Annotated in this window: 19 protein-coding genes and 1 pseudogene; 13 read left to right on the top strand and 7 right to left on the bottom strand. The window is 74.1% G+C overall.

Annotation, left to right across the window (positions count from 1 at the left end):
* Positions 1-135 precede the first annotated feature (135 nt).
* The 3 genes and pseudogenes from sbnA to CHC11_RS33325 form a co-directional block, all read left to right on the top strand.
* Positions 136-1,101: a 2,3-diaminopropionate biosynthesis protein SbnA gene (gene sbnA, locus CHC11_RS33335; protein WP_089315850.1), complete on the top strand. Its 966-nt coding sequence runs from the start codon at positions 136-138 to the stop codon at positions 1,099-1,101.
* A 28-nt stretch (positions 1,102-1,129) separates the two neighbouring features.
* Positions 1,130-2,155, top strand: coding sequence for a 2,3-diaminopropionate biosynthesis protein SbnB (gene sbnB / locus CHC11_RS33330; protein ID WP_089315849.1), 1,026 nt, complete (start codon positions 1,130-1,132; stop codon positions 2,153-2,155).
* A gap of 60 nt (positions 2,156-2,215) precedes the next feature.
* Positions 2,216-2,311: pseudogene (locus CHC11_RS33325) on the top strand (SDR family oxidoreductase); the annotation flags it as partial.
* 49 nt (positions 2,312-2,360) lie between these two features.
* Here CHC11_RS33325 and CHC11_RS33320 read toward each other — a convergent pair.
* Both CHC11_RS33320 and CHC11_RS33315 read right to left on the bottom strand, forming a co-directional pair.
* The gene (locus CHC11_RS33320; protein WP_089315848.1) at positions 2,361-3,167 is read right to left on the bottom strand and encodes an SAM-dependent methyltransferase; all 807 of its coding nucleotides are present in this window, start codon (positions 3,165-3,167) and stop codon (positions 2,361-2,363) included.
* Positions 3,168-3,329: 162 nt separating this feature from the next.
* A complete protein-coding gene (locus CHC11_RS33315) occupies positions 3,330-3,920 on the bottom strand; it encodes a Uma2 family endonuclease (RefSeq protein WP_218826351.1) in 591 nt (196 codons plus the stop codon).
* 146 nt (positions 3,921-4,066) lie between these two features.
* Here CHC11_RS33315 and CHC11_RS33310 point away from each other — a divergent pair, with 146 nt between their 5' ends.
* Both CHC11_RS33310 and CHC11_RS33305 read left to right on the top strand, forming a co-directional pair.
* Positions 4,067-4,309, top strand: a complete 243-nt coding sequence (locus CHC11_RS33310) for a Rossmann-fold NAD(P)-binding domain-containing protein (RefSeq protein ID WP_089315846.1) — start codon at positions 4,067-4,069, stop codon at positions 4,307-4,309.
* 91 nt (positions 4,310-4,400) lie between these two features.
* Positions 4,401-5,498, top strand: coding sequence for an acyl-CoA dehydrogenase family protein (locus tag CHC11_RS33305; protein ID WP_089315845.1), 1,098 nt, complete (start codon positions 4,401-4,403; stop codon positions 5,496-5,498).
* Here CHC11_RS33305 and CHC11_RS33300 read toward each other — a convergent pair.
* On the bottom strand, positions 5,473-5,883 hold the full coding sequence (locus CHC11_RS33300; RefSeq protein WP_089315844.1) for a DUF2000 domain-containing protein: 411 nt from the start codon (positions 5,881-5,883) through the stop codon (positions 5,473-5,475). The two genes, CHC11_RS33305 and CHC11_RS33300, sit on opposite strands and share 26 nt — an antisense overlap.
* 62 nt (positions 5,884-5,945) lie before the next feature.
* Here CHC11_RS33300 and CHC11_RS33295 point away from each other — a divergent pair, with 62 nt between their 5' ends.
* From CHC11_RS33295 to CHC11_RS33285, 3 genes are all read left to right on the top strand, one after another.
* The gene (locus tag CHC11_RS33295) at positions 5,946-6,752 is read left to right on the top strand and encodes an AraC family transcriptional regulator (protein WP_245920091.1); all 807 of its coding nucleotides are present in this window, start codon (positions 5,946-5,948) and stop codon (positions 6,750-6,752) included.
* A 15-nt stretch (positions 6,753-6,767) separates the two neighbouring features.
* Positions 6,768-7,766, top strand: a complete 999-nt coding sequence (locus tag CHC11_RS33290) for an ADP-ribosylglycohydrolase family protein (protein WP_245920089.1) — start codon at positions 6,768-6,770, stop codon at positions 7,764-7,766.
* Positions 7,767-7,850: 84 nt separating this feature from the next.
* A complete protein-coding gene (locus CHC11_RS33285) occupies positions 7,851-8,648 on the top strand; it encodes an alpha/beta fold hydrolase (protein WP_089315842.1) in 798 nt (265 codons plus the stop codon).
* On the opposite strand, the gene CHC11_RS33280 is transcribed toward CHC11_RS33285, so the two are convergent.
* From CHC11_RS33280 to CHC11_RS33270, 3 genes are all read right to left on the bottom strand, one after another.
* A complete protein-coding gene (locus CHC11_RS33280) occupies positions 8,645-9,064 on the bottom strand; it encodes a TIGR03668 family PPOX class F420-dependent oxidoreductase (RefSeq protein WP_089315841.1) in 420 nt (139 codons plus the stop codon). The two genes, CHC11_RS33285 and CHC11_RS33280, sit on opposite strands and share 4 nt — an antisense overlap.
* 223 nt (positions 9,065-9,287) lie before the next feature.
* Positions 9,288-10,091, bottom strand: a complete 804-nt coding sequence (locus CHC11_RS33275; protein WP_089315840.1) for an enoyl-CoA hydratase — start codon at positions 10,089-10,091, stop codon at positions 9,288-9,290.
* Between the two features lie 35 nt (positions 10,092-10,126).
* The gene (locus CHC11_RS33270; protein WP_089315839.1) at positions 10,127-10,771 is read right to left on the bottom strand and encodes a class II aldolase/adducin family protein; all 645 of its coding nucleotides are present in this window, start codon (positions 10,769-10,771) and stop codon (positions 10,127-10,129) included.
* Between the two features lie 71 nt (positions 10,772-10,842).
* Between CHC11_RS33270 and CHC11_RS33265 the strand changes: the two genes are divergently transcribed.
* Entirely contained in the window at positions 10,843-11,760 is a 918-nt protein-coding gene (locus CHC11_RS33265; protein ID WP_089315838.1) for a carbohydrate kinase family protein, read from the top strand.
* Positions 11,761-11,848: 88 nt separating this feature from the next.
* On the opposite strand, the gene CHC11_RS33260 is transcribed toward CHC11_RS33265, so the two are convergent.
* A complete protein-coding gene (locus tag CHC11_RS33260) occupies positions 11,849-12,490 on the bottom strand; it encodes an ACT domain-containing protein (protein ID WP_089315837.1) in 642 nt (213 codons plus the stop codon).
* 195 nt (positions 12,491-12,685) lie between these two features.
* Here CHC11_RS33260 and CHC11_RS33255 point away from each other — a divergent pair, with 195 nt between their 5' ends.
* From CHC11_RS33255 to CHC11_RS33240, 4 genes are read left to right on the top strand one after another with little or no spacing between them, the layout of a single operon-like run.
* Positions 12,686-13,324, top strand: a complete 639-nt coding sequence (locus tag CHC11_RS33255; RefSeq protein ID WP_245920087.1) for a nucleotide exchange factor GrpE — start codon at positions 12,686-12,688, stop codon at positions 13,322-13,324.
* A 5-nt stretch (positions 13,325-13,329) separates the two neighbouring features.
* Positions 13,330-14,913 carry an Hsp70 family protein gene (locus CHC11_RS33250; RefSeq protein ID WP_089315835.1) on the top strand — a complete coding sequence of 528 codons (1,584 nt, stop codon included), beginning with the start codon at positions 13,330-13,332 and terminating at the stop codon, positions 14,911-14,913.
* Positions 14,914-14,941: 28 nt separating this feature from the next.
* The gene (locus CHC11_RS33245) at positions 14,942-17,572 is read left to right on the top strand and encodes a SaeA-related protein (protein ID WP_089315834.1); all 2,631 of its coding nucleotides are present in this window, start codon (positions 14,942-14,944) and stop codon (positions 17,570-17,572) included.
* Complete coding sequence (locus CHC11_RS33240) at positions 17,572-18,843, top strand: TRAFAC clade GTPase domain-containing protein (RefSeq protein WP_089315833.1); 1,272 nt, start codon at positions 17,572-17,574, stop codon at positions 18,841-18,843. The genes CHC11_RS33245 and CHC11_RS33240 overlap by 1 nt, the downstream gene beginning before the upstream one ends.
* Position 18,844: the final 1 nt, after the last annotated feature.

The following is an 18,844-nucleotide window of genomic DNA, read 5'->3' as shown; positions in this document are numbered from 1 at the left end:
CGACGGGTAATCAGGGGGGTTGCGGCCGCAAGATGCCCGAAGGTACCGTGATGCCTCGCCATGGCTCTGGCGTGAAGCCCGCGGCGAACTTCGGGGGAAGACGAGGGAATTGCTTCTTCATTTCAGGGTGGCAGCGTGCCGATCATAACCTCGCCGCAGGAATTCAATGTCGACGACCTTTACATCGATCTTCGGCATGTCATCGAACGCCCGCTCTACCTCAAATGCGAAGGCTTTAACTTCGCCGGTTCGGTGAAACTGAAGGCGGCCGCGGCGATGGTCGAGGCGGCCGAGCGGGACGGCGCGCTCACCCCTGACTCGATCATCGTGGAGTCGTCGTCGGGCAACCTCGGGATCGCGCTCAGCCTGATCGCCGCGAGCCGCGGCCTGCGGTTCGTGTGCGTCACCGACCCGCGCTGCAACCCGGCGTCGATGCGGGTCATGCGGGCCCTCGGCGCCGAGGTGCGCGTGGTGTCCGACCGGGACGCCAACGGCGGCTACCTCGGCGGGCGCATCGACTACGTCCGGAACCTGTGCGCGTCCGGGTCCGGGTACGTGTGGCTGAACCAGTACGCCAACCGCAACAACTGGCTGGCGCACTACCGCGGGACCGCCCCGGCGATCGACCGCGAGTTCCCCGACCTGGAGGTCCTGTTCGTCGGCGCGGGGACGACCGGCACGCTGATGGGCTGCGCCCGCTACTTCCGCGAGCACCGCCGGCCCGTCACGATCGTGGCGGTGGACGCGGTCGGCTCGGTGACCTTCGGCGGCCTCCCCGAGCGCCGGATGGTGCCGGGCCTCGGCACCAGCAGCAGGCCGGCGCTGGTGGACGAGTCGCTCATCGACGACGTGGTGCACGTCCCCGAGACCGACACGATCCGGACCGTCCACGCGCTGGCCTCGCGCGGGTTCCTGTTCGGCGGCTCCACCGGCACCGTGGTGTCGGGCGCCTCCCGCTGGCTGGAGGCCAAGTACCCCGGCGAGGACCCCGTGGCCGTCGCCATCGCCCCCGACCTCGGCGAACGCTACCTCGATTCCATCTACGAGGAGAACTGGCTGCGCGAACACTTCGGCGACCCGGCCGCTATCCTCGGCGACTGATCATCTACAGGAATACGGAGTTCCGCATATGACGCAGGCCCCAACGTTCGCCGTGGTCTCCGGCGCCCAGGTCCACGAGGCCGTCGCCGGGCGCGAGGCGGAGGTCACCCGGATGGTCGAGGCGGCCTACCGGCTGCACGGCGAGGGCCTGACGGTCAACCCCGACTCCTACTTCCTGCGCTTCCCCGACCGCCCGTCCGACCGGATCATCGCCCTGCCCGCCTCGGTCAAGGGCGGCGTCGGCGTGCACGGCATCAAGTGGATCTCCAGCTTCCCGGGCAACGTCGCGAGCGGCATCCCGCGCGCGTCGGCCGTGCTGATCCTCAACGACGCCGAGACGGGCTACCCGTTCGCGTGCCTGGAGAGCTCCATCATCTCCGCCGCCCGCACCGCCGCGTCCGCCGCGCTGGCCGCCGCGGCCCTCGCCGACCGCCGGGGCCCGCGCCCCCGCCGGGTGGGCTTCGTCGGCGTCGGCCTCATCGCCCGCTACATCCACACCTACCTGGCGGGCAACGGCTTCGCCTTCGACGAGCTCGGCGTCCACGACCTGTCGCGCGAGCACGCCGAGGGCTTCCAGGGCTACCTGGAGCGCACCGAGAAGGGCGAGATCACGATCCACGACTCGGCCGAGTCGCTGATCCGCTCGTCCGACCTGGTCGTCTTCGCGACCGTCGCGGGCGAGCCGCACGTCACCGACCCGGACTGGTTCGCGCACGACCCCCTCGTCCTGCACGTGTCGCTGCGCGACCTCTCCCCCGAGATCATCCTGTCGTCGTACAACGTCGTGGACGACGTCGAGCACTGCATGAAGGCCAACACGTCCCCGCACCTGGCCGAGCAGCGGGTCGGCCACCGCGACTTCGTCGCCGGGACCCTGTACGACGTCCTGACGGGCACGACGGCCCCGCCCGCCGACAAGCCGGTGGTCTTCTCACCGTTCGGCCTCGGCGTCCTGGACCTCGCCGTGGCGAAGTTCGTCTACGACCAGGTCGCGTCCTCGGGCGAGCTGAACACCGTCCCCGGCTTCTTCCACGAGATGAAGCGCTACGGCTGACGCCCGGTCGCGGCGAGCAACTCGCAGGCGCGCGTCCTTCGGCCCCGGCCCCACCCTGTCGGCCGCATCGGCCGCCCCGAGGAGGTCGCCGAGACCGTCGCCCTCCTCGCGTCCGACGTGTCGAGCTTCATCACCGGCGCCCTCGCCGCCGCGGACGGAGGCTGGACCGCCAGCGATCCGGAGGACCCGATCCGGGCGGGTACGGCTAGGGCTTGCGGGCGACGGCGGCGTACATGTTCGTGGCGGTGTCGGGCAGAGGCGCGGCACCGGGTGCGGGGCGCCAGCGCGGCATCGGGACGACGCCCGGGTCGAGGAGCTCCAGCCCGGCGAAGAGGCGCTCCACCTCGGCGTGGTCCCGCAGGTACATGGGGATGCCGCTGCTGGTGTAGTCATCGGCGAGCCGCTGCGATTCGGGGGCGAGGTCGGCGGTGGGGATGGTGACGGCCAGGTGGCTGCCGGGGGCGAGCGGAGCGACGAGCGCGTCCACCAGGCCCGCCGCGTCCTCCACGAACTGGAGCATGGCGATCACGGTCAGCGCGACCGGCCGGGAGAGGTCGAGGACGTCGCGCAGCACGGGATCGGTGTGGAGCGTTTCGGGGGACCGCATGTCGGCCTCGATGTACGCCGTGCGGCCCTCCGGAGTGCTGGTGAGCAGCGCACGCGCGTGGGCGAGGACGATCGGGTCGTTGTCGACGTAGACGACCCGCGCGTCGGGCGCGACCTCCTGGACCACCTCGTGCAGGTTCGGCGAGGACGGGATGCCCGTTCCGACGTCGATGAACTGCCGCACGCCCAGCTCGGCGAGATGGCGGCCCATCCGCTGCATGCAGGCCCGGTTGGCGATCATCGAGGTGCGCAGCCCCGGCCAGTTCGCCAGCACCGTGGCCGCGGTCTCCCGGTCGGCGGCGTAGTTGTCCTTGCCGCCGATGATGTAGTCGTAGACCCGTGCCGAGTGCGGCCTGTCGGTCTGCAGGTCCGCCTCGGCCGGCCGGCCCTGCGGAGAGTCCGACATATCCGGTACCCGCCTTCGCTCGTGCCTCCAGATCGGTGATCACTCTAGTTCCGGATCGCACGAAGGGCCCCGCTTTCGGCCACAACGGACCGCCATCGCCTTCGGGGCGGACGGCGTGGCGACCACGGCCGGGTGAGCCCTCGGTCGCCACCGCCCCCCGGCTCAGCCGAACTCGGAGGTGTCCAGCTCGATCTCGAACGGTTCCGGCAGCGGCAGCGGCTTGCCGAACTGCACCTGATCGATGTGCCCGTAGTCCTTGCCGTCCGGCCCGCTGAACAGGACCGCCTTCTGCTCGCCCCGGTCGATCAGCAGGTAGAGCGGGACCCCGGCTCGCGCGTATCCGAACCGTTTGCCGTTCCGGTCGGCCTCCGGCCTGGAGGACGTCACCTCGACCACCATGGCGATGCCGTCGGGCTCGACCCGCATCCACTCGGGGGACCCCCGGAAGAGGCGCAGCTCGGCGGGAGCGATGACCATGTCCGGGATCACGCGGCTCTCCCGGTGCGCGTCGTCACCCGGGAGGATCAGTCCCTTCTGGCCCGCCCAGTGGAACCTGCGCGGCGTGTCGCGGACGATCTGCAGCGAGAGCTCGGCGATCCAGTCCTCGTGGTCGCCAAGGGGGGGTGGGGTCACGACGATCTCTCCGTCGATCAGCTCCGCTCGGAAGCCCTCCGGGGTGTCGAGGGCGAGGAAACCTTCCAGGACGACGTCAGCGTCATCGTGCGACAGAGGCTCTTGAACCATCACAGTCATGCCCTGCTCCTTTCCTCGCGAGCGAGTTTATAAGCAGAGCGCCACCTTTCGCATACGGATCGTAGTTGCCGAGCTTGACGGTCCCAGCGTACGGCGCCGCGCCTCGCGCGGGACTTAGAACGAGCGCGAGTGGGCACGGTCTGTCTATGGATGAGCGAGATGTTCCGCGTGGGGACGTGCAGGAGCTGTCGGACTTCGAGCTGGTCGTGTACGAGACCGTGGCCGAGATCGACAAGGAGAGCGGGGCGGCGGACTTCGAGACGATCGGGGCGCTCGTCGACGCGCCCGAGGAGGATCTGTGGGCCGCGCTCGGGCACCTCGTGTCGATCAACCATCTGCACTCGACGAGCAAGGGGTACGTCCTCGGGCCGCACGACTGGGCGCCCTGACCGTCCCGGTGGATGGGAAGGGCGCGGAGGCGGCGGCGGGCGCGCGGCACGATGACCCGGTAGGCCTGGGACACGTGTGGGAGGACGCCCGATGAAGCTCGTCGTCACCGAGGAACAGCGGGAGCTGCGGGACGCGCTGCGGCGCTTCTTCGCCGACCGGTCCCCCGGCGCCGAGGTGCGGCGGCTGATGGAGACGGCCGAGGGCCACGACCCCGGGGTGTGGCGGCAGATGGCCGAGCAGCTCGGGCTGCAGGGTCTGGCGATCTCCGAGGAGCACGGCGGCGCCGGGTTCGGGGTGCGGGAGCTGGCCGTGGTGTTCGAGGAGATGGGGCGGGCCGTCGTGTGCGCCCCCTTCCTCGCGACGATCACGGCCGCGGCGGCGCTGGAGGCCGGCGAGGGCGGGCACGACCTGCTGCCCGGCCTCGCGGACGGGTCGGTGATCGCGACGCTCGCGGTGGCCGAGGACGGCGGGTCCTGGGATCCCGGCTCGGTGCGGGCCGCGTTCGAGGGCGGCGTGCTGCGGGGGACGAAGGACTTCGTCCTGGACGGGCACATCGCCGACCTGGTCCTCGTGGCGGCCCGGGACGAGGACGGCGTCGGGGTCTACGCCGTCGAGGACGCGGCGGGGCTCGTCCGGCGGGCCCTCCCGACGCTCGACCAGACGCGGAGGCTGGCGCGGATCGGGCTGGACGGGGTTCCGGCGCGCAGGGTCGGCGGCCCGGAGGCGCTGGCGCGGGCCCTGGACGTCGCGGCCGTGGCGCTGGCCGCCGAGCAGCTCGGCGGGGCGCAGCGGACCCTGGACATGACGGTCGAGTACGCGAAGGTGCGGCACCAGTTCGGGCGGCCGATCGGGTCGTTCCAGGCGGTCAAGCACCGATGCGCCGACATGTTCGTGCTGGTGGAGTCGGCGCGGTCGGCCGTGCTGAACGCGGCGGCCGCCGCCGACGAGAGCCCGGACGAGCTGCCCGCCGCCGCCGCGCTGGCCCAGGCGTACTGCTCGGAGGCCTTCTTCCACACGGCGGGCGAGGCGATCCAGCTGCACGGCGGCATCGGCTTCACCTGGGAGCACGACGCGCACCTGTACTTCAAGCGGGCGCAGTCGTCCCGGGAGCTGTTCGGTTCGCCGGACCGGCACCGCGAGCGCCTGGCCGCCCTCGCCGGGCTCACGGGTGCAGCCGCAGCCCCTTGAGGACCTTGTCAACGCCGTTCTTCGGGCCGTGGACGGCGAACCCGACCAGGGGCATCTCCTCGGCGGCGACGGCCCGGACGGTCGCGCGGTTGGCCTCGTCGTGGCCCGTCTTGAACATGTCCTCGATGTAGACGGCGACGTCCATCTCCCGGGCGAGGGCGCGCGCGTGGGCCCTTGAGATCGCCTCGGCCTCTGCCTCGTAGACCAGGACGGGCTGGCGGAACATCGCCAGGTAGGTGTTGCCGGACGCGTCCTCGTACGGCTCGCCGACGACGCCGGGGACGCCGCCCGCGACGGCGCTCGCGAGGAACGCGGTGACGTTGAGCCGCTGCCAGGCGGCCAGGTCGTCGCGGACCACGATCCCGATCTTGGTGTCGAAACGCATGCGGTCCAGCCTGCCCCGGCCCGGGGGCGCCGTCTTGAACGCTCGTGCGCCAGACTTGAGGCGTGGACTGGAGCAGGTACTGGCGGTCGCCCGACCGTCCCCTGGAGGCGATGCACGCCCACTTCGAGCGGCACGCCTACCACCGGCACAGCCACGAGACGTACTCGTTCGGCGTCACCGAGGACGGCTACCAGGCGTTCCGGTGCCGGGGCGGGGCCCACACGAGCGCGGCCGGGATGGTCATCGCGTTCAACCCCGACGACCCGCACGACGGCCACGCCGCCGACGAGCTCGGCTTCACCTACCGCATCGTCCATATCGGCGCGGGGCTGATCTCGGACGTGCTCGCCGACATCGCGGCGCGCCCGGTCGGAGCACCGCTGTTCGACGCGCCCGTCGTGGCGGACCCCGCCGCCGCCGGGGCCCTGCGCGGGCTGCACGCGGCGCTGCTCGGCGGCGCGCCGGCCCTGCGGCGCGACGAGCTGCTGACCGCGGCCGTCGGGACGCTGGTCGACCGGGCCGCCACGCGGCGGCTGCGCGCGACGCCCGCAGGCGGCTTCGTCGAGCGGGCCCGGCGGCGCCTTGAGGAGTCCTACACCGACGACATCGGCGCCGACGCGCTGGCGGAGGCGGCGGGGTGCAGCCGGTTCGCGCTCTACCGGGGGTTCCGGCGGGAGTACGGGATGGCGCCGAGCGACTACCAGCGCCAGCTCCGCCTCCGCGCGGCGCGCCGCCTGATCGCCAGGGGCGAGGCGATCGGGGACGTGGCGGCCGGCACCGGTTTCGCCGACCAGAGCCATCTGACGCGGTGGTTCGTCCGCTGCTACGGCGTGACCCCTGGCGGTTACCGCGACGCTTGTACGGTTTAGGGAAGAATGCCGCCCATGAGACGGGCGAGCGGGGCGATGTTCGGGCTGGCGTACGGGGACGCGCTGGGCGCGCCCACCGAGTTCCTCACCATGAAGCAGATCCACCGGCGGTTCGGTGAGCACGGCCCCACGCAGCTCAACGGGGACCCGGCCCTGGTCACCGACGACACCCAGATGGCGATCGCGGTCGGGCTCGGACTGCTGGACGCCTTGGCGAGCCCCCCGTTCACGCCCGATCTGATCACCCCGATGTGGCGGCGGCGCTTCGTCGACTGGCTGAACAGCCCCGACAACAACCGCGCGCCCGGGCACACCTGCCTGGACGCGTGCCGGAACCTGGCCGCCGGGACACCCTGGGTCGAGGCCACCGTGGCGGGTTCCAAGGGGTGCGGCGCCAACATGCGCGTCGCGCCGGTCGGCCTGGCCCCGGGGTTGACGGACGAGACGCGGGCCGGGGCGTCGCAGCTCCAGGCCGCTCTCACGCACGGGCATCCGACCGGGCTCGCGGCGAGCGAGCTGACGGCGTTCGCCGTCCGGTGGCTGGCCGACGGCATGGCCCCGTCCGACCTGCCCGCCGCGCTCCGGGCCCGCTGCCGCGAGCAGCGCACCGTCTACCACGAGCGCTGGCTCGGCACCCTGTGGCAGCGGCCGGGCATGGACACCCCCGGGACGTTCATCGCCCGGGGCTGGGACGAGTGCCTGGCCGTCCTCGACCGCTTGGACGAGGCCGTCGCGCGCGGGGACCGGACGTCCGACCCCTGCGCGGCCACGGGCGCGGGCTGGGTCGCCGAGGAGGCGCTCGCCACCGGTCTGCTGTGCTTCCTGCTCTTCCCGGACGAGCCGGTCGAGGCGATCTGGCGCGGCGCCGCCAGCTCGGGCGACTCCGACTCGATCGCGTGCCTGGCCGGCGCGTTCGCGGGCGCGCACCTCGGCATGGACGCCTGGCCGGGCGAGTGGTCCGCCCGCATCGAGTACGCCGGCGACCTCGCGAGGCTCGGCGAGGCCTGGGACTGATTCCGAGAGCACTGCTCTTGACTTCCGTCCACCCCAAAGCTAATCTCATTAGCTATAGGGCTACAGACCTTTAAGGAGTGCGCGATGAGCGAGACCCGGTTCCTGGACCTTCCCGGCGGACGGCTGGCCTACGACGACGACGGCGACGGCCCGCTCATCGTGTGCCTGCCCTCGATGCTCGACCTGCGGTCGCAGTACCGGTTCCTGCGGCCGCTGCTTCTGGACGCCGGGTACCGCGTCGTGACCGTCGACCAGCGCGGGATGGGCGAGACCAGCGCCCGGTGGCCGGAGTACGGGAGCACGCCGCTGGCCCGCGACCTGCTGGCCCTGCTCAAGCACCTGGACGCGGGACCGGCGCTGGTCTACGGCTGCTCCAACGGCGCCGCCGCGGCCGTGTGGGTCGCGGCCGAGGCACCCGAACTCGTCAGGGGACTCGTGCTGGCCGCGCCGTTCGTCCGGGACGGCAAGGCCGGGTTCGCGATGAAGCTGACCATCGCCCTCATGCGGGCCCCCGGCCTGGCCCTGCCGCTCTACCTGTCCTACTACCCCAAGTGGGAGCCCAAGCCCCCGGCCGACTTCGCCGAGCACAAGGCGAGGCTGAGGGCGAACCTGAAGGAGCCGGGCCGCGACAAGGTCATCGCCGAGTACCTGAGCATGTCGCACGCCGAGTCCGAGGCGCGGCTCGACCGGGTGCAGGCGCCCACGCTCGTCATCATGGGCACGGGCGACATCGACTGGCCCGACCCGGCCGCCGAGGCCGAATGGGTCGGCCGGAGGCTGAACGGCCAGGTCGTCCTGCTGGACGGCGCCGGCCACCACCCGCACGTGGAGTTCCCCGAGAAGGTCGCCGAAGCCGTCACGACCTTCCAGCGCTCCCTCTAGGACGCGGACCAGCCTGTCCAGGCTTCGATCGTCATGGCTATGACCGGGCCCACGGGCGGGCGTTCGCGGTACTGGGGGTAGCGGTCCGCCAGGAGGCGGACGGGGGCGGCCTTGCGGGCGGGGTCGTCGACGACGGTCGCGTGGCCGTCCACGCGGACCCACCAGAGGCGGTCCCAGTCGTCCTCGTAGTGGTCGGCCAGGAGCGCGACGCGCGGGTTGGCCCGGATGTTGGCGAGGCGCCGCAGATCCCGGGTGGTCTTGGGCTTGTGGTCGACGGCCGTGTAGACGGCGCCCCGGTGGACGGCGAACGTCACGGGGACGAGATGCGGGCGGGCGTCCTCCCCCACGGTCGCGAGGCGCGCGACCGGCACGGTGGTCAGCAGGCGGCGCGCCTCGTCCGGCGCAAGCTTGGGCACCCCCTCAGCCTGCCATGCCGCTCCCCCGGGCGGGGTAGGGCGATCGCCCCGCGGCGGGAGGCCCTGCGGCGGTGGCGCGGAGAGGCTCGTCCCAGCGACGGGCTCATCAGCGGATGGTCCGGCTGGACGGTCGCGGCGTGCGGGATCGGCGCGTTCGCCGCCTACGGCGTGGCGCTGGGCGCCGCGGCGTGGTCGTACCAGCGGCGGACCCGGCCGGTGTGCGTCAGTCCTGGAAGTCCGGGGGACGGTGCTCGCGGCGCGCCTTGATCGCCTCTTCGAAGTTGTGGGTGGTGAGGCGGACGAACAGCTGGGCGAGCCCCTCCTGCCCCATATGGGCGTCCAGGCTCGCGGCGTCCAGGCTCGACCACAGCATCCGCTTCGTCAGCTCGGTGCCGGGGCGGCTGAACCCGGCGATCCGCTCGGCCAGCTCGTAGCAGGCGTCCAGGAGCTCGTCCCCGGGGACGACGCGGGACAGCAGGCCGATCCGCTCGGCCTCGGCGGCCTCCACGTCGCGCCCGGACAGCATCAGCTCGAACGCGCGGGACGCGCCGATCGCGCGCGGAAGCAGGTAGCTGAGGCCGAGCTCGCTCGCGGTCAGCCCGTTGTTGATCCCGGCCGCGCGGAACAGGGCCGTCTCCGCGCCCAGCCGGATGTCGGCGGCGAGCGACAGGCACAGGCCGCCGCCGATCGCCGGGCCGTTGACCGCCGCGATGACCGGCTGGTGGACGCGCCGCATCGCCCGCACCACGTCGTCCAGCAGCTCCATCGAGCGCAGCGCGATCGTCGGGAGCGTCAGCCCGTCGATGCCCGGGATGCTCCCCGGGTTCTCCAGGTCGGCCCCCGAGCAGAACCCCCGCCCGGCGCCGGTGATGACGACGACGCGGGTGCCGTTGTCGCGGCCGACCTCCTCCAACGCCTCCCGGAAGGGGACCATCACGTCGAACGCCATCGCGTTCATGCGCTCGGGCCGGTTGAGGGTGATGAGGGTGACGTTCGGGCGCGGCCTGTCGACCAGGACGAAGGGCAAGGCGGGCCTCCCAGAGTGACCTAACAAGCGTTAGGTTACACGCGGGGGAAGTCGGGCGGCGCGAGCCCCCGCTCGACCACCTTCGCCAGCTCCTCCTCCGTCAGGACGCGCGGCTCCCCGATCGTCCTGGCGCGGACGTAGACGCCGCAGAGCCACTCCAGGAGGCGCGCGTTCTCGTACGCCTCCTCCAGGTCGCGGCCGATCGTGACGCCCCCGTGGTTGGCCATCAGCGCGGCGCGCTTGCCGCCCGCCATGGCCGTCCGGACGTTCTCGGCCAGTTCGGGCGTCCCGTAGGTGGCGTACTCGGCGACCTTCACCACGCCGCCGAGCAGGAGCGTGTTGTAGTGGATCGGCGGCAGCTCGGACATGGTCGTCGCCACCACGGCTCCGTAGGTGGAGTGCGTGTGCACGATGGCGGCGGCCGGGGTCGCCTCGTAGAGGGCGAGATGCATGGGCGTCTCGGACGACGGCGCCTTGTCCCCGTCGACCCATCGGCCCGCGACGTCCACGACCGGGCAGTCGGCCGGCTCCATCCGGTCGAGCATCATCCCGCCCGGCGTGACCGCGACCAGATCGCCCGACCGGACGCTGACGTTGCCCGACGCGCCCGTCACCAGCCCGGTCCCCGCCAGCCGCCGGCCGATCCCGCACAGCGCGTCCCGCTCGTCCCTCAACAACATGCGAATACCTCTCACGTTCTGTGGCCTGCACCGCGTACGCTACGGCCCTGACGATCACAAGGGGGCCGGCCATGACCGTCGTCACTCTCGGCGCGCACGTCCTGGACGTGCTCGCCCGCCCGGTGGAGGGCATCCCGGACGGTCAGGACACCGTCGTCGTCGAGCAGATCCGGGTGACCGCGGCGGGCGCCGCCGCGGGGACCGCCGTCGCCCTGGCCCGCCTCGGCAACAAGGTCGTCTCGGTCGGCGCGATCGGCGACGACGACCTCGGCGACCTGCTGGTCACGATCATGACGCGCGAGGGCGTGGACGTGCGCGGGCTCGTCCGGCGGGCCGCCGACCAGACCAGCGCGTCGATCCTGCCGATCCGGCCGGACGGCGGGCGGCCGAGCTTCCACGTCCCCGGCGCGAACCTGACCCTCACCGCGGACGCGGTCGGGCCGGGACTGCTGGCCGCGGCGAGCGCCGTGCACCTCGGCGGCCCCGACGTCACGTTCGGCCTCAACGACCCGGCCTTCTTCGCCGTGCTCGCCGCGGCCCGTGAGGCCGGCACCGTCGTGACGATGGACCTGCTGTCCAACATGCCCGACCTGCTGGACGGCGCCGCCGCGTTCCTCCCCCACGTCGACCACTTCCTGCCGAACGGGGAGCAGGCCGCCCTCATGACCGGAGAGGACGACCCGGAGAGGGCCGCCGCCGCGCTGCTCGCACGCGGGCCGGGCACGGTCGTCGTCACGCTCGGCGGGGACGGCAGCCTCGTCGCCACCGCCGAGGGCGTGCACCGGCTGCCGGCGCTGCCCGCCGAGGTGGTCGACACGACCGGCTGCGGCGACGCGTACTGCGCGGGGTTCATCACCGGCCTCACGCACGGCGAGGACGTCCTGGAGGCCGCGCGCTGGGGCACCGCCGCGGCGGCCACCGTCGCCCAGGGGCTCGGCTCCGACGCCGGCCTCACCGACCTGGACGCCGTCCTCGCCCTGCTGGACTGACACGGAACCGAAGCGACACGGGCGGCCAGAGCAGTGACATGGGCGCTCGAAGCGGCGCCACGGGCGCTCGAAGCGGCGCCACGGGCGCTCAGAGCGGCGCCGCGCCGCGGGCGCGGTGCAGGACGGCGTCCGCGGCCCCGGCGAGCTGCTCCAGCCGGAACACCTCCGTCCGGTGGAACGGCGGCGCGCCCGTCCGGGCGACCACCAGCGCGACCCCGCCCGAGGCGAGCGGGCAGACCGCGAAGCGCGTGCCGTCCTGCGCCGTGAACGCGCGCGGCCGCAGCGGCCGCAGCTCCGGCAGGCCGGCGCCCGGCTCGCCGCCGGCGCTGGCGTGCACCAGGACCGCCTCGTCCTCCCCCTTCAGCTCGGCGAGGCCCGCCCAGTCGGCGCTCAGGACGGCCGGGACCGCGTCGGCGAGGATCTCCAGGCCGCGCTCCGGGACGGCGGCGACCTGACCGATCACGGCCGCGTCGGGGAAGGCGCCCTGCGGCTCGGCGGTCGGCCAGATCCCGACGACCTCCACCCCCGGCACCGTGCCGAGCCCCGCGGCCAGCCGCTCGGAGTCGGCCCCCGCGGGCCACACGACGGTGAAGTCGTCCATCGCCCGGCCGTTGTCGCGCTCCAGCACCGCCATCTGGACGACGTCCGCCCCCGCCGCGCCCAGGGTGCGCGCGACCTGCCCCAGCGAACCGGGACGGTCCGGCAGCCGCACCCTTATCCGCAGCAACATCGGCCACCTCCAGTCTCCGTGCGAGGCCCCCAGCTTCGGCGACACCCGTTTCCCCCGTGTTACCCAGACGTGTCGTCCCAAGAAAGCGGCACGGAAAGTCGGTGCTGGAACGGCGGGCGCGGGTCAAACTAGAGTCCGGTGGAGGTCATCGGTTGGCCTGACGTCTCCTGCCGTCCAGCATTAAGGTGACTCTACGTGTCGAGGGACGGGGAACCCCCAGTCAGTGAAGCCTCCGGTACCGGGCCCGAGCCGGCGCGCCCCGGGGACGCCGGGGACGCCGGCGCGATGCTGCACGCCGAGGTGAGGGACGCCCTCGCCGGGCTCACCGCCCGCCTCGACCGCGAGCGGGAGCGCGCGGAGCACCGCGAGGCCGTCATCGACCGGCTGCACGAGGAGAACCAGCGGCTGCGGCGCGGGGAGCTGCAGGCGATGCTGGAGCCCGTCCGCGCGGCGCTGTACCGGCTGCACGACCAGGCGCGCCGCGAGTCCGACCGGCTCCGCGCACCCGATCTCACCGAGGCGCCCGACCCGCGGCGGACGGCGGTGCTGCTGGCGGCGTTGGCCGACGACGTCTCCGACGCGCTCGCGCGGCTCGGCGTCGAGCGGTTCACCGTCGAGCCGGGCGCCCCCTACGACGCGTCCCGGCACCGTCCGGTCGCGGTCACGCCGGTCGACGACCCCGTGGCGGACGGCACCGTCACGGCCGTGCAGTCCGACGGGTTCGAGCAGAGCGGGAAGGTGCTGCGCAAGGCGGCGGTCAGCGTCGGCAGGCTCGCCGAGCCGGCGGCCGCCGGCGAGGCGGCGCACAACGGACAGACGACGAACAGCGGGTGAGGGACATGGCCGTCTACGGGATCGACCTGGGAACGACGTACTCCTGCATTGCCTCCATCGACGATGTGGGCCGGCCCGCGGTCCAGCGGAACCTGGAGGGCACCGACACCACTCCGTCCGTCGTGTTCTTCGAGAGCGGCGAGAACGTCGTCGTCGGCCAGACCGCGAAGGACACCGCGGTCCTGGAGCCCGACAACGTCGTCAGCCTGATCAAACGGGACATGGGCCGGGACGTCACGCGCCCCGTCCACGGGATCGACTTCACGCCCGAGGAGGTGTCGGCGTTCATCCTGCTGAAGCTGGCGACGGACGCGCGCACCACGACGGGCGAGGAGGCCCGCGACGTGGTCATCACCGTCCCGGCCTACTTCGGCGTGGCCGAGCGCGACGCGACCCGCAAGGCGGGCCGCATCGCGGGGCTGAACGTCATCGACATCGTGTCCGAGCCGATCGCCGCCGCGATCACCTACGGCGTCCTCAACCCCGAGAGCGACCGCACGATCCTGGTGTACGACCTCGGCGGCGGGACGTTCGACACCACGGTCATCGCGCTGCGCGAGGGCCACATCGAGGTGGTGTGCACCGACGGCGACCACGAGCTCGGCGGCGCCGACTGGGACGCCCGGCTCGTGGAGCACCTGGCCGAGCGGTTCCGCGCCGAGCACCCGGGCGCCGGCGACCCGCTGGACGACCGGCAGACCGAGCAGCAGCTGCGCCGCGACGCCGAGGACGCCAAGAAGGCCCTCACCACCCGCACGTCCCACACCGTCCGGGTGATGCACGGCGGGCGGGTCGCCTCGGTCGAGGTGACGCGGGAGAAGCTGGAGGAGCTGACCAAGGACCTCCTCGACCGCACCGTCGAGATCACCGGCCGGACGCTGGCGACCGCCGCCGAGAAGGGCGTGGAGGACTACGACGACCTCGTGCTCGTCGGCGGCTCGACGAAGATGCCGGTCGTCGCGGCGCGGCTGCACACCGAGCTCGGCCTCGCCCCCCGCCTCCAGGACCCCGACCTCGCGGTCGCCAAGGGCGCCGCCCTGTACGCGTTCGAGGAGACCTACCGGCGGCTCGTCCGGGAGGGCGCCGCCGAGCGCGCCGAGGAGATGGCGACCCGGGCCGGCCTGTCGGCCGAGCAGCAGCGGCAGATCGCCGGGCGGCAGATCAGGACGGTCGCCTCGCACGCGTTCGGGATCGTGGTCGTCGACCGGGAGACCGGGGCCGAGAGCGTCGCGCACCTCGTGCACGCCAACGACGAGCTGCCCGCCGCCAAGACCGAGGACTTCTTCACCGTCTACGACGACCAGTCCTCGGCCGACATCCGGGTGATGGAGCAGGCCGGCGTCGTGGAGTCCGCCGACCTGATCGACAACACCGAGATCGCGACCGGGGAGATCCGCGTCCCGCCGGGCAAGAAGGCCGGCTGGCCGATCGGGGTGACGTTCGCGCTCGACTCCTCCGGCCTGCTGAACGTCACGGCGATGGAGAAGGAGACCGGCGAGCGGCTGGAGCTGAAGGTGGACGTCGGCGGCATGTCGGAGGAGGAGGTCGAGCGCTCCCGCAAGGCCCTCTCCCGGGTCCAGGTCAGCTGAGCGGGCCGCGGATCCCCTGGAGGCGCCCGTGGCGTTCGACGAGGACTACCGGCGGGAGGTGCTGGAACCCGCGCGGGCGGCGGGCGACCGGCCCCCCGAGGACCTGCGCGTCCGGTACGCGCTGGAGGGTCCGCTGGAGGCGGCGGCCGTCACGGCGCGGGTCAGGCAGGTCCGGCAGTGCTGGCGGCGGGCGCGCGGGCAGCTGAAGTACCGCAAGCTCATCGACCGGCTGGAGGCCGAGCACCGCGAGCTGGCGCCGCTGTTCTCCGCCGCCGGGCGCGGCGACCCGCGCCCGCTGGAGGCACGGTTGCGCGGCGGCCGCGAGCGCGCCGAGCGCCGCCTCGGCGAGGCCCGGGCCCGCCTCGCGGACGCGGCCGGGACGCTGCGGATGGCCACGCCCGCGGAGGTCGAGGCCATCGCCCGCACCACCGGGGTGCGGGGCGCCGAGCTGGCGGGCCTCGCCGCCGCCGACGGCGTCGAGATCCGCGAGCCCGACCCGCTGCCGTCCGCCGCGCCCTATCCCGCGTACCGGAAGGTGCGCGAGTCGCTGGAGATCCTCGGCAGGCGCCACCTCGCCGACTTCCTTTTCGGCGCCGGCCTCACCGGCCCGATCCGCGTCCTGGACGGCTTCGCCGTTCCGGGCGGCGGCCCGCGCCCGGACGCGGACGCGGTCGCGGCGGCCGGAGCCGAGTGGGCGCGCCGCAGCCGCGACACCACCACCACGCACGCCGACACCGTGCTGGCCGCGCTGCGCTCGGGCGCCGACCTGCCCGGGCTGCTGCTGTTCGACATCGCCGACCGGCTCCGCGAGCGCCTGCGGCAGCGGGCGTCCGAGCGCGCCCTGCTCCGGTACGCCGCCGAGGAGCTGGGCGTCGAGCAGGGCGACGCCCGCCGCCTGGTGTTCGCCGTCGTGCGCGAGACCGACCCGGGCGGCGGCCTCGCGGGGCGGCTCCGGGCGCTGCTGGACGCCGGCGACGTGCACGCGGCGGCCGCGCTGGCCGACGCCGCGCGGGTCCCGCACCCCTCCCCCGGCGCCGAGCCGCCCGAGGAGGAGGTGCTCGCCGCCGAGGCCCGGCACCGCCTCGGCACCGCGCTGCGCCTGCGCGAGGCCGCGGCCGGCGAGCCCGACCCGGACCGCGCCCACCGCCTGCTCGCCGACGCGCTGCGCCTCGTCCGGGACCTGCCGGGCGCCGCCGCCCACCAGCGGCGCCTGCCGCCGCGCCCGGTGCCGGCGGTGCACCTCGACGTGGACGGCGCGTCGGTGCGCCTGTCCTTCGAGGATTCGCCGTCCACCGGGGGCGAGGTGACCTACCACGTCGTGCGGCGGGAGGGCAGGGCACCGCGCGACGCGCGGGACGGCACGGCCGTCGGCGGGGCGCTGGACACCCGCCCCCCGGTCAACGTGCCGCTGTACTACGGGGTGGCCGCGGTGCGCGGCGAGGCCGCCGCGGCGCCCGCGGTGGCCGGGCCGGTGGTCGTGCGGCCCGAGCCGGGCGAGGTCGAGCTGACCGCCGGGGACGGGCAGGTCACGGGACGCTGGCGGTGCCCGGCGGAGGCGGTGCGGGTCGTCGTGGCGCGGGAGGGGCGGACCGTCGCGGCGGGCCGGGACGGGTTCCGGGAACGCGTCCCGAACGGGCGGACGCACCACTACCGCATCGCCGCCGTCTACCTCGACGCGTCCGGGCGCGAGGTCGTGACGGACGGGGTGCGGGCGTCGGCCACGCCGAGCGCGCCGCCCGAGCCGGTGTTCGAGCTGACCGCCGAGACCGACGCGTCCGACCCGGGGCTGGTGCGGGCACGGTTCGCGCCGCCCGCGCACGGGACGGTGGAGCTGGTGCTCTGCAAGGGCCCGCCGCCGTGGCCGCGCAGCGCGCTCGTCCCGCTGGAGGAGGTCCGGCGGGAGACGCGGCGGCTGGCGTGCGCGCAGGAGGAGGGCGGGCTCGCGGCGCGGCCGGGCGGCGGGGGGTGGCTGCTCGCGGTGACGGTCGCGGAGGGCACGGCCGCGATCGGCGCCTACCACCGGCACGTGAACCTGCCGCCGCCGCGCCGGCTGGTCGCCGAGCGGCGCGGCGCGTACGTGCACGTCGGGTTCGACTGGCCGCCGGACGTCGCGGAGGTCGAGGTCGCCTACCGGATCGGGCGGGACGCCGGAACGGAGGCCGCGCCGTCCGGTGACTCCGCGCACGTCCCGGTCCGGGCCGCGCAGAGCGTCACCCGGGCCGCATACGACACCCAGGGCGGGATCCGGCTGCCCGTCCCCGAGGACGCGCCCGTCGCGCTGTCCGTGGCCGCGGCCGGGACGGTGGGCGGCGCGCGGATGACGGGCCCGCCGGCGACGGCGGAGGTCGCGGCGCGCACGATCGTCCGTTACGACGTGCTGCGGTCGGGCCCGCCGTGGCGGCGGACGCTGACCCTCCGGCTCACCTCCTCCCGCCCGCTGCGGGTGGCGCGGCTGGCGCTGGTGCTGCGCGCCGGGCGGGTCATGCCGCAGCGCGCCGCCGACGGCGAGACCCTCGGCGCGTGGGACCGGGTGCCCGTGCCGGGCGAGCTGTCGCTCGGCGCGCCGTCCGCGTCCGGGCCGTACTGGCTGCGCTGCTTCGCCGACGACGACGCCGTCGAGCTGAGCGATCCCCCCGTCCGCCGACTCCAGGTCCCCTGATGACGAGACCCCTGGCCCGGGTGGGAATCCCCGGCGCGCCGTCCCGGCAGGGCATCACCTGCCCCTACTGCTTCGCCTCCGTCGCGCCGCAGCGGATCCTGTTCCGGTGCCGGGGGCAGTCCGGGCGGCGGCAGGGCTGCATCCCCGTCATGGACGAGCGGCTGGCCGAGTACACCGGGTCGGCGGCGGGGGCGTCGCTGCCGCCGGTGTTCGCCGCGCACGGGCGCAGGGGCCGGGCCGACTGCCCCGGGTGCGGGCTGCCGACCGGGAACCGCGCCTGCCCCGAGTGCCACAACCCGCTGCCGTCGGCGTACTGCGACTCCCCCGGCCGGATCGTCGCGCTCGTCGGGGCGAAGAACGCCGGGAAGAGCACCTACATCGCGGTGCTGCTGCACGAGCTGATGAACCGGGTCGGGACCGAGCTGGACGCGTCGCTGGTCGCGTGCGACGACCGGACGATCGAGCGCTACAAGCGCGACTTCGCCCGGCCGTTGCTGGAGGAGCGGCGGCTGCTGCCGACGACGCCGAGCGCCGCGACCGGCCCGCGCGAGCCGCTGGTGTACCTGCTCACCAGGACCCGGACGCGGAAGGGCCGCTTCACCCGGCCCCGCAACGACTCGCTGGCGCTGGTGCTGTTCGACACGGCGGGCGAGGACCTGCGCAGCCGCGAGGCCACCGGCCTGCACCTGCGGTACCTGGAGGCCGCCGACGCGATCATCTTCCTGGTCGACCCGCTGGAGCTGCCCGGCGCGCGGCCGGGCGTGCTGGACGCGGTGCCGGGCCCGCGCGCGGGCGACGATCCGGGCGGGGACGATCCGGGCGGAGGCGATCCGGGCGGGGAGCCGCTGGACGTCATCGCGCGCGTCACCGAGGCGCTGCGGCTGCGGCACGGCACCCGTCCGGGCGAGCCGCTGCCCGTCCCGGTCGCGGTCGCGCTCACCAAGATCGACGTGCTGCGGCCGGGGCTGCTGCGCCAGTCGGCGCTGCACCGGTCGCGGTCCGGGCAGGGCGTCCTCGACCTCGACGACAGGGACGCGGTGAACGAGCAGGTCCGCGCGCTCCTGCACGACTGGCAGGCCGGGCGGCTCGACACCTACCTCGGGCAGCAGTACGCCGACCACGCGCTGTTCGGCCTGTCGGCGCTCGGCGGCGTCCCGGAGGAGGGGCGCGTCGGCGCGGGCGGCGTCCGGCCGTACCGGGCGGAGGATCCGCTGCTGTGGCTGCTGTACCGGTTCGGGATGCTCGACGGCGTCCGCCCGGGAGGGGCGTAGC

It is taken from the genome of Actinomadura mexicana, assembly GCF_900188105.1.
In the GTDB taxonomy this organism is placed as follows: domain Bacteria; phylum Actinomycetota; class Actinomycetes; order Streptosporangiales; family Streptosporangiaceae; genus Spirillospora; species Spirillospora mexicana.
Note: the sequence above shows the minus strand (reverse complement) of the source record. Positions and strands in the feature narration are given on the sequence as shown.

Bases quoted from the DNA above. Each gene is read 5' to 3' on its own strand.
- CHC11_RS33250 (WP_089315835.1), top strand. From the start codon at position 13,330: ATGGCCGTCTACGGGATCGACCTGGGAACGACGTACTCCTGCATTGCC.
- sbnB (WP_089315849.1), top strand. From the start codon at position 1,130: ATGACGCAGGCCCCAACGTTCGCCGTGGTCTCCGGCGCCCAGGTCCAC.
- CHC11_RS33300 (WP_089315844.1), bottom strand. From the start codon at position 5,883: ATGCGTTTCGACACCAAGATCGGGATCGTGGTCCGCGACGACCTGGCC.
- CHC11_RS33240 (WP_089315833.1), top strand. From the start codon at position 17,572: ATGACGAGACCCCTGGCCCGGGTGGGAATCCCCGGCGCGCCGTCCCGG.
- CHC11_RS33315 (WP_218826351.1), bottom strand. From the start codon at position 3,920: ATGACTGTGATGGTTCAAGAGCCTCTGTCGCACGATGACGCTGACGTC.
- CHC11_RS33270 (WP_089315839.1), bottom strand. From the start codon at position 10,771: ATGTTGTTGAGGGACGAGCGGGACGCGCTGTGCGGGATCGGCCGGCGG.
- CHC11_RS33305 (WP_089315845.1), top strand. From the start codon at position 4,401: ATGAAGCTCGTCGTCACCGAGGAACAGCGGGAGCTGCGGGACGCGCTG.
- CHC11_RS33265 (WP_089315838.1), top strand. From the start codon at position 10,843: ATGACCGTCGTCACTCTCGGCGCGCACGTCCTGGACGTGCTCGCCCGC.
- CHC11_RS33320 (WP_089315848.1), bottom strand. From the start codon at position 3,167: ATGTCGGACTCTCCGCAGGGCCGGCCGGCCGAGGCGGACCTGCAGACC.
- CHC11_RS33260 (WP_089315837.1), bottom strand. From the start codon at position 12,490: ATGTTGCTGCGGATAAGGGTGCGGCTGCCGGACCGTCCCGGTTCGCTG.
- CHC11_RS33290 (WP_245920089.1), top strand. From the start codon at position 6,768: ATGAGACGGGCGAGCGGGGCGATGTTCGGGCTGGCGTACGGGGACGCG.
- CHC11_RS33310 (WP_089315846.1), top strand. From the start codon at position 4,067: ATGGATGAGCGAGATGTTCCGCGTGGGGACGTGCAGGAGCTGTCGGAC.
- CHC11_RS33285 (WP_089315842.1), top strand. From the start codon at position 7,851: ATGAGCGAGACCCGGTTCCTGGACCTTCCCGGCGGACGGCTGGCCTAC.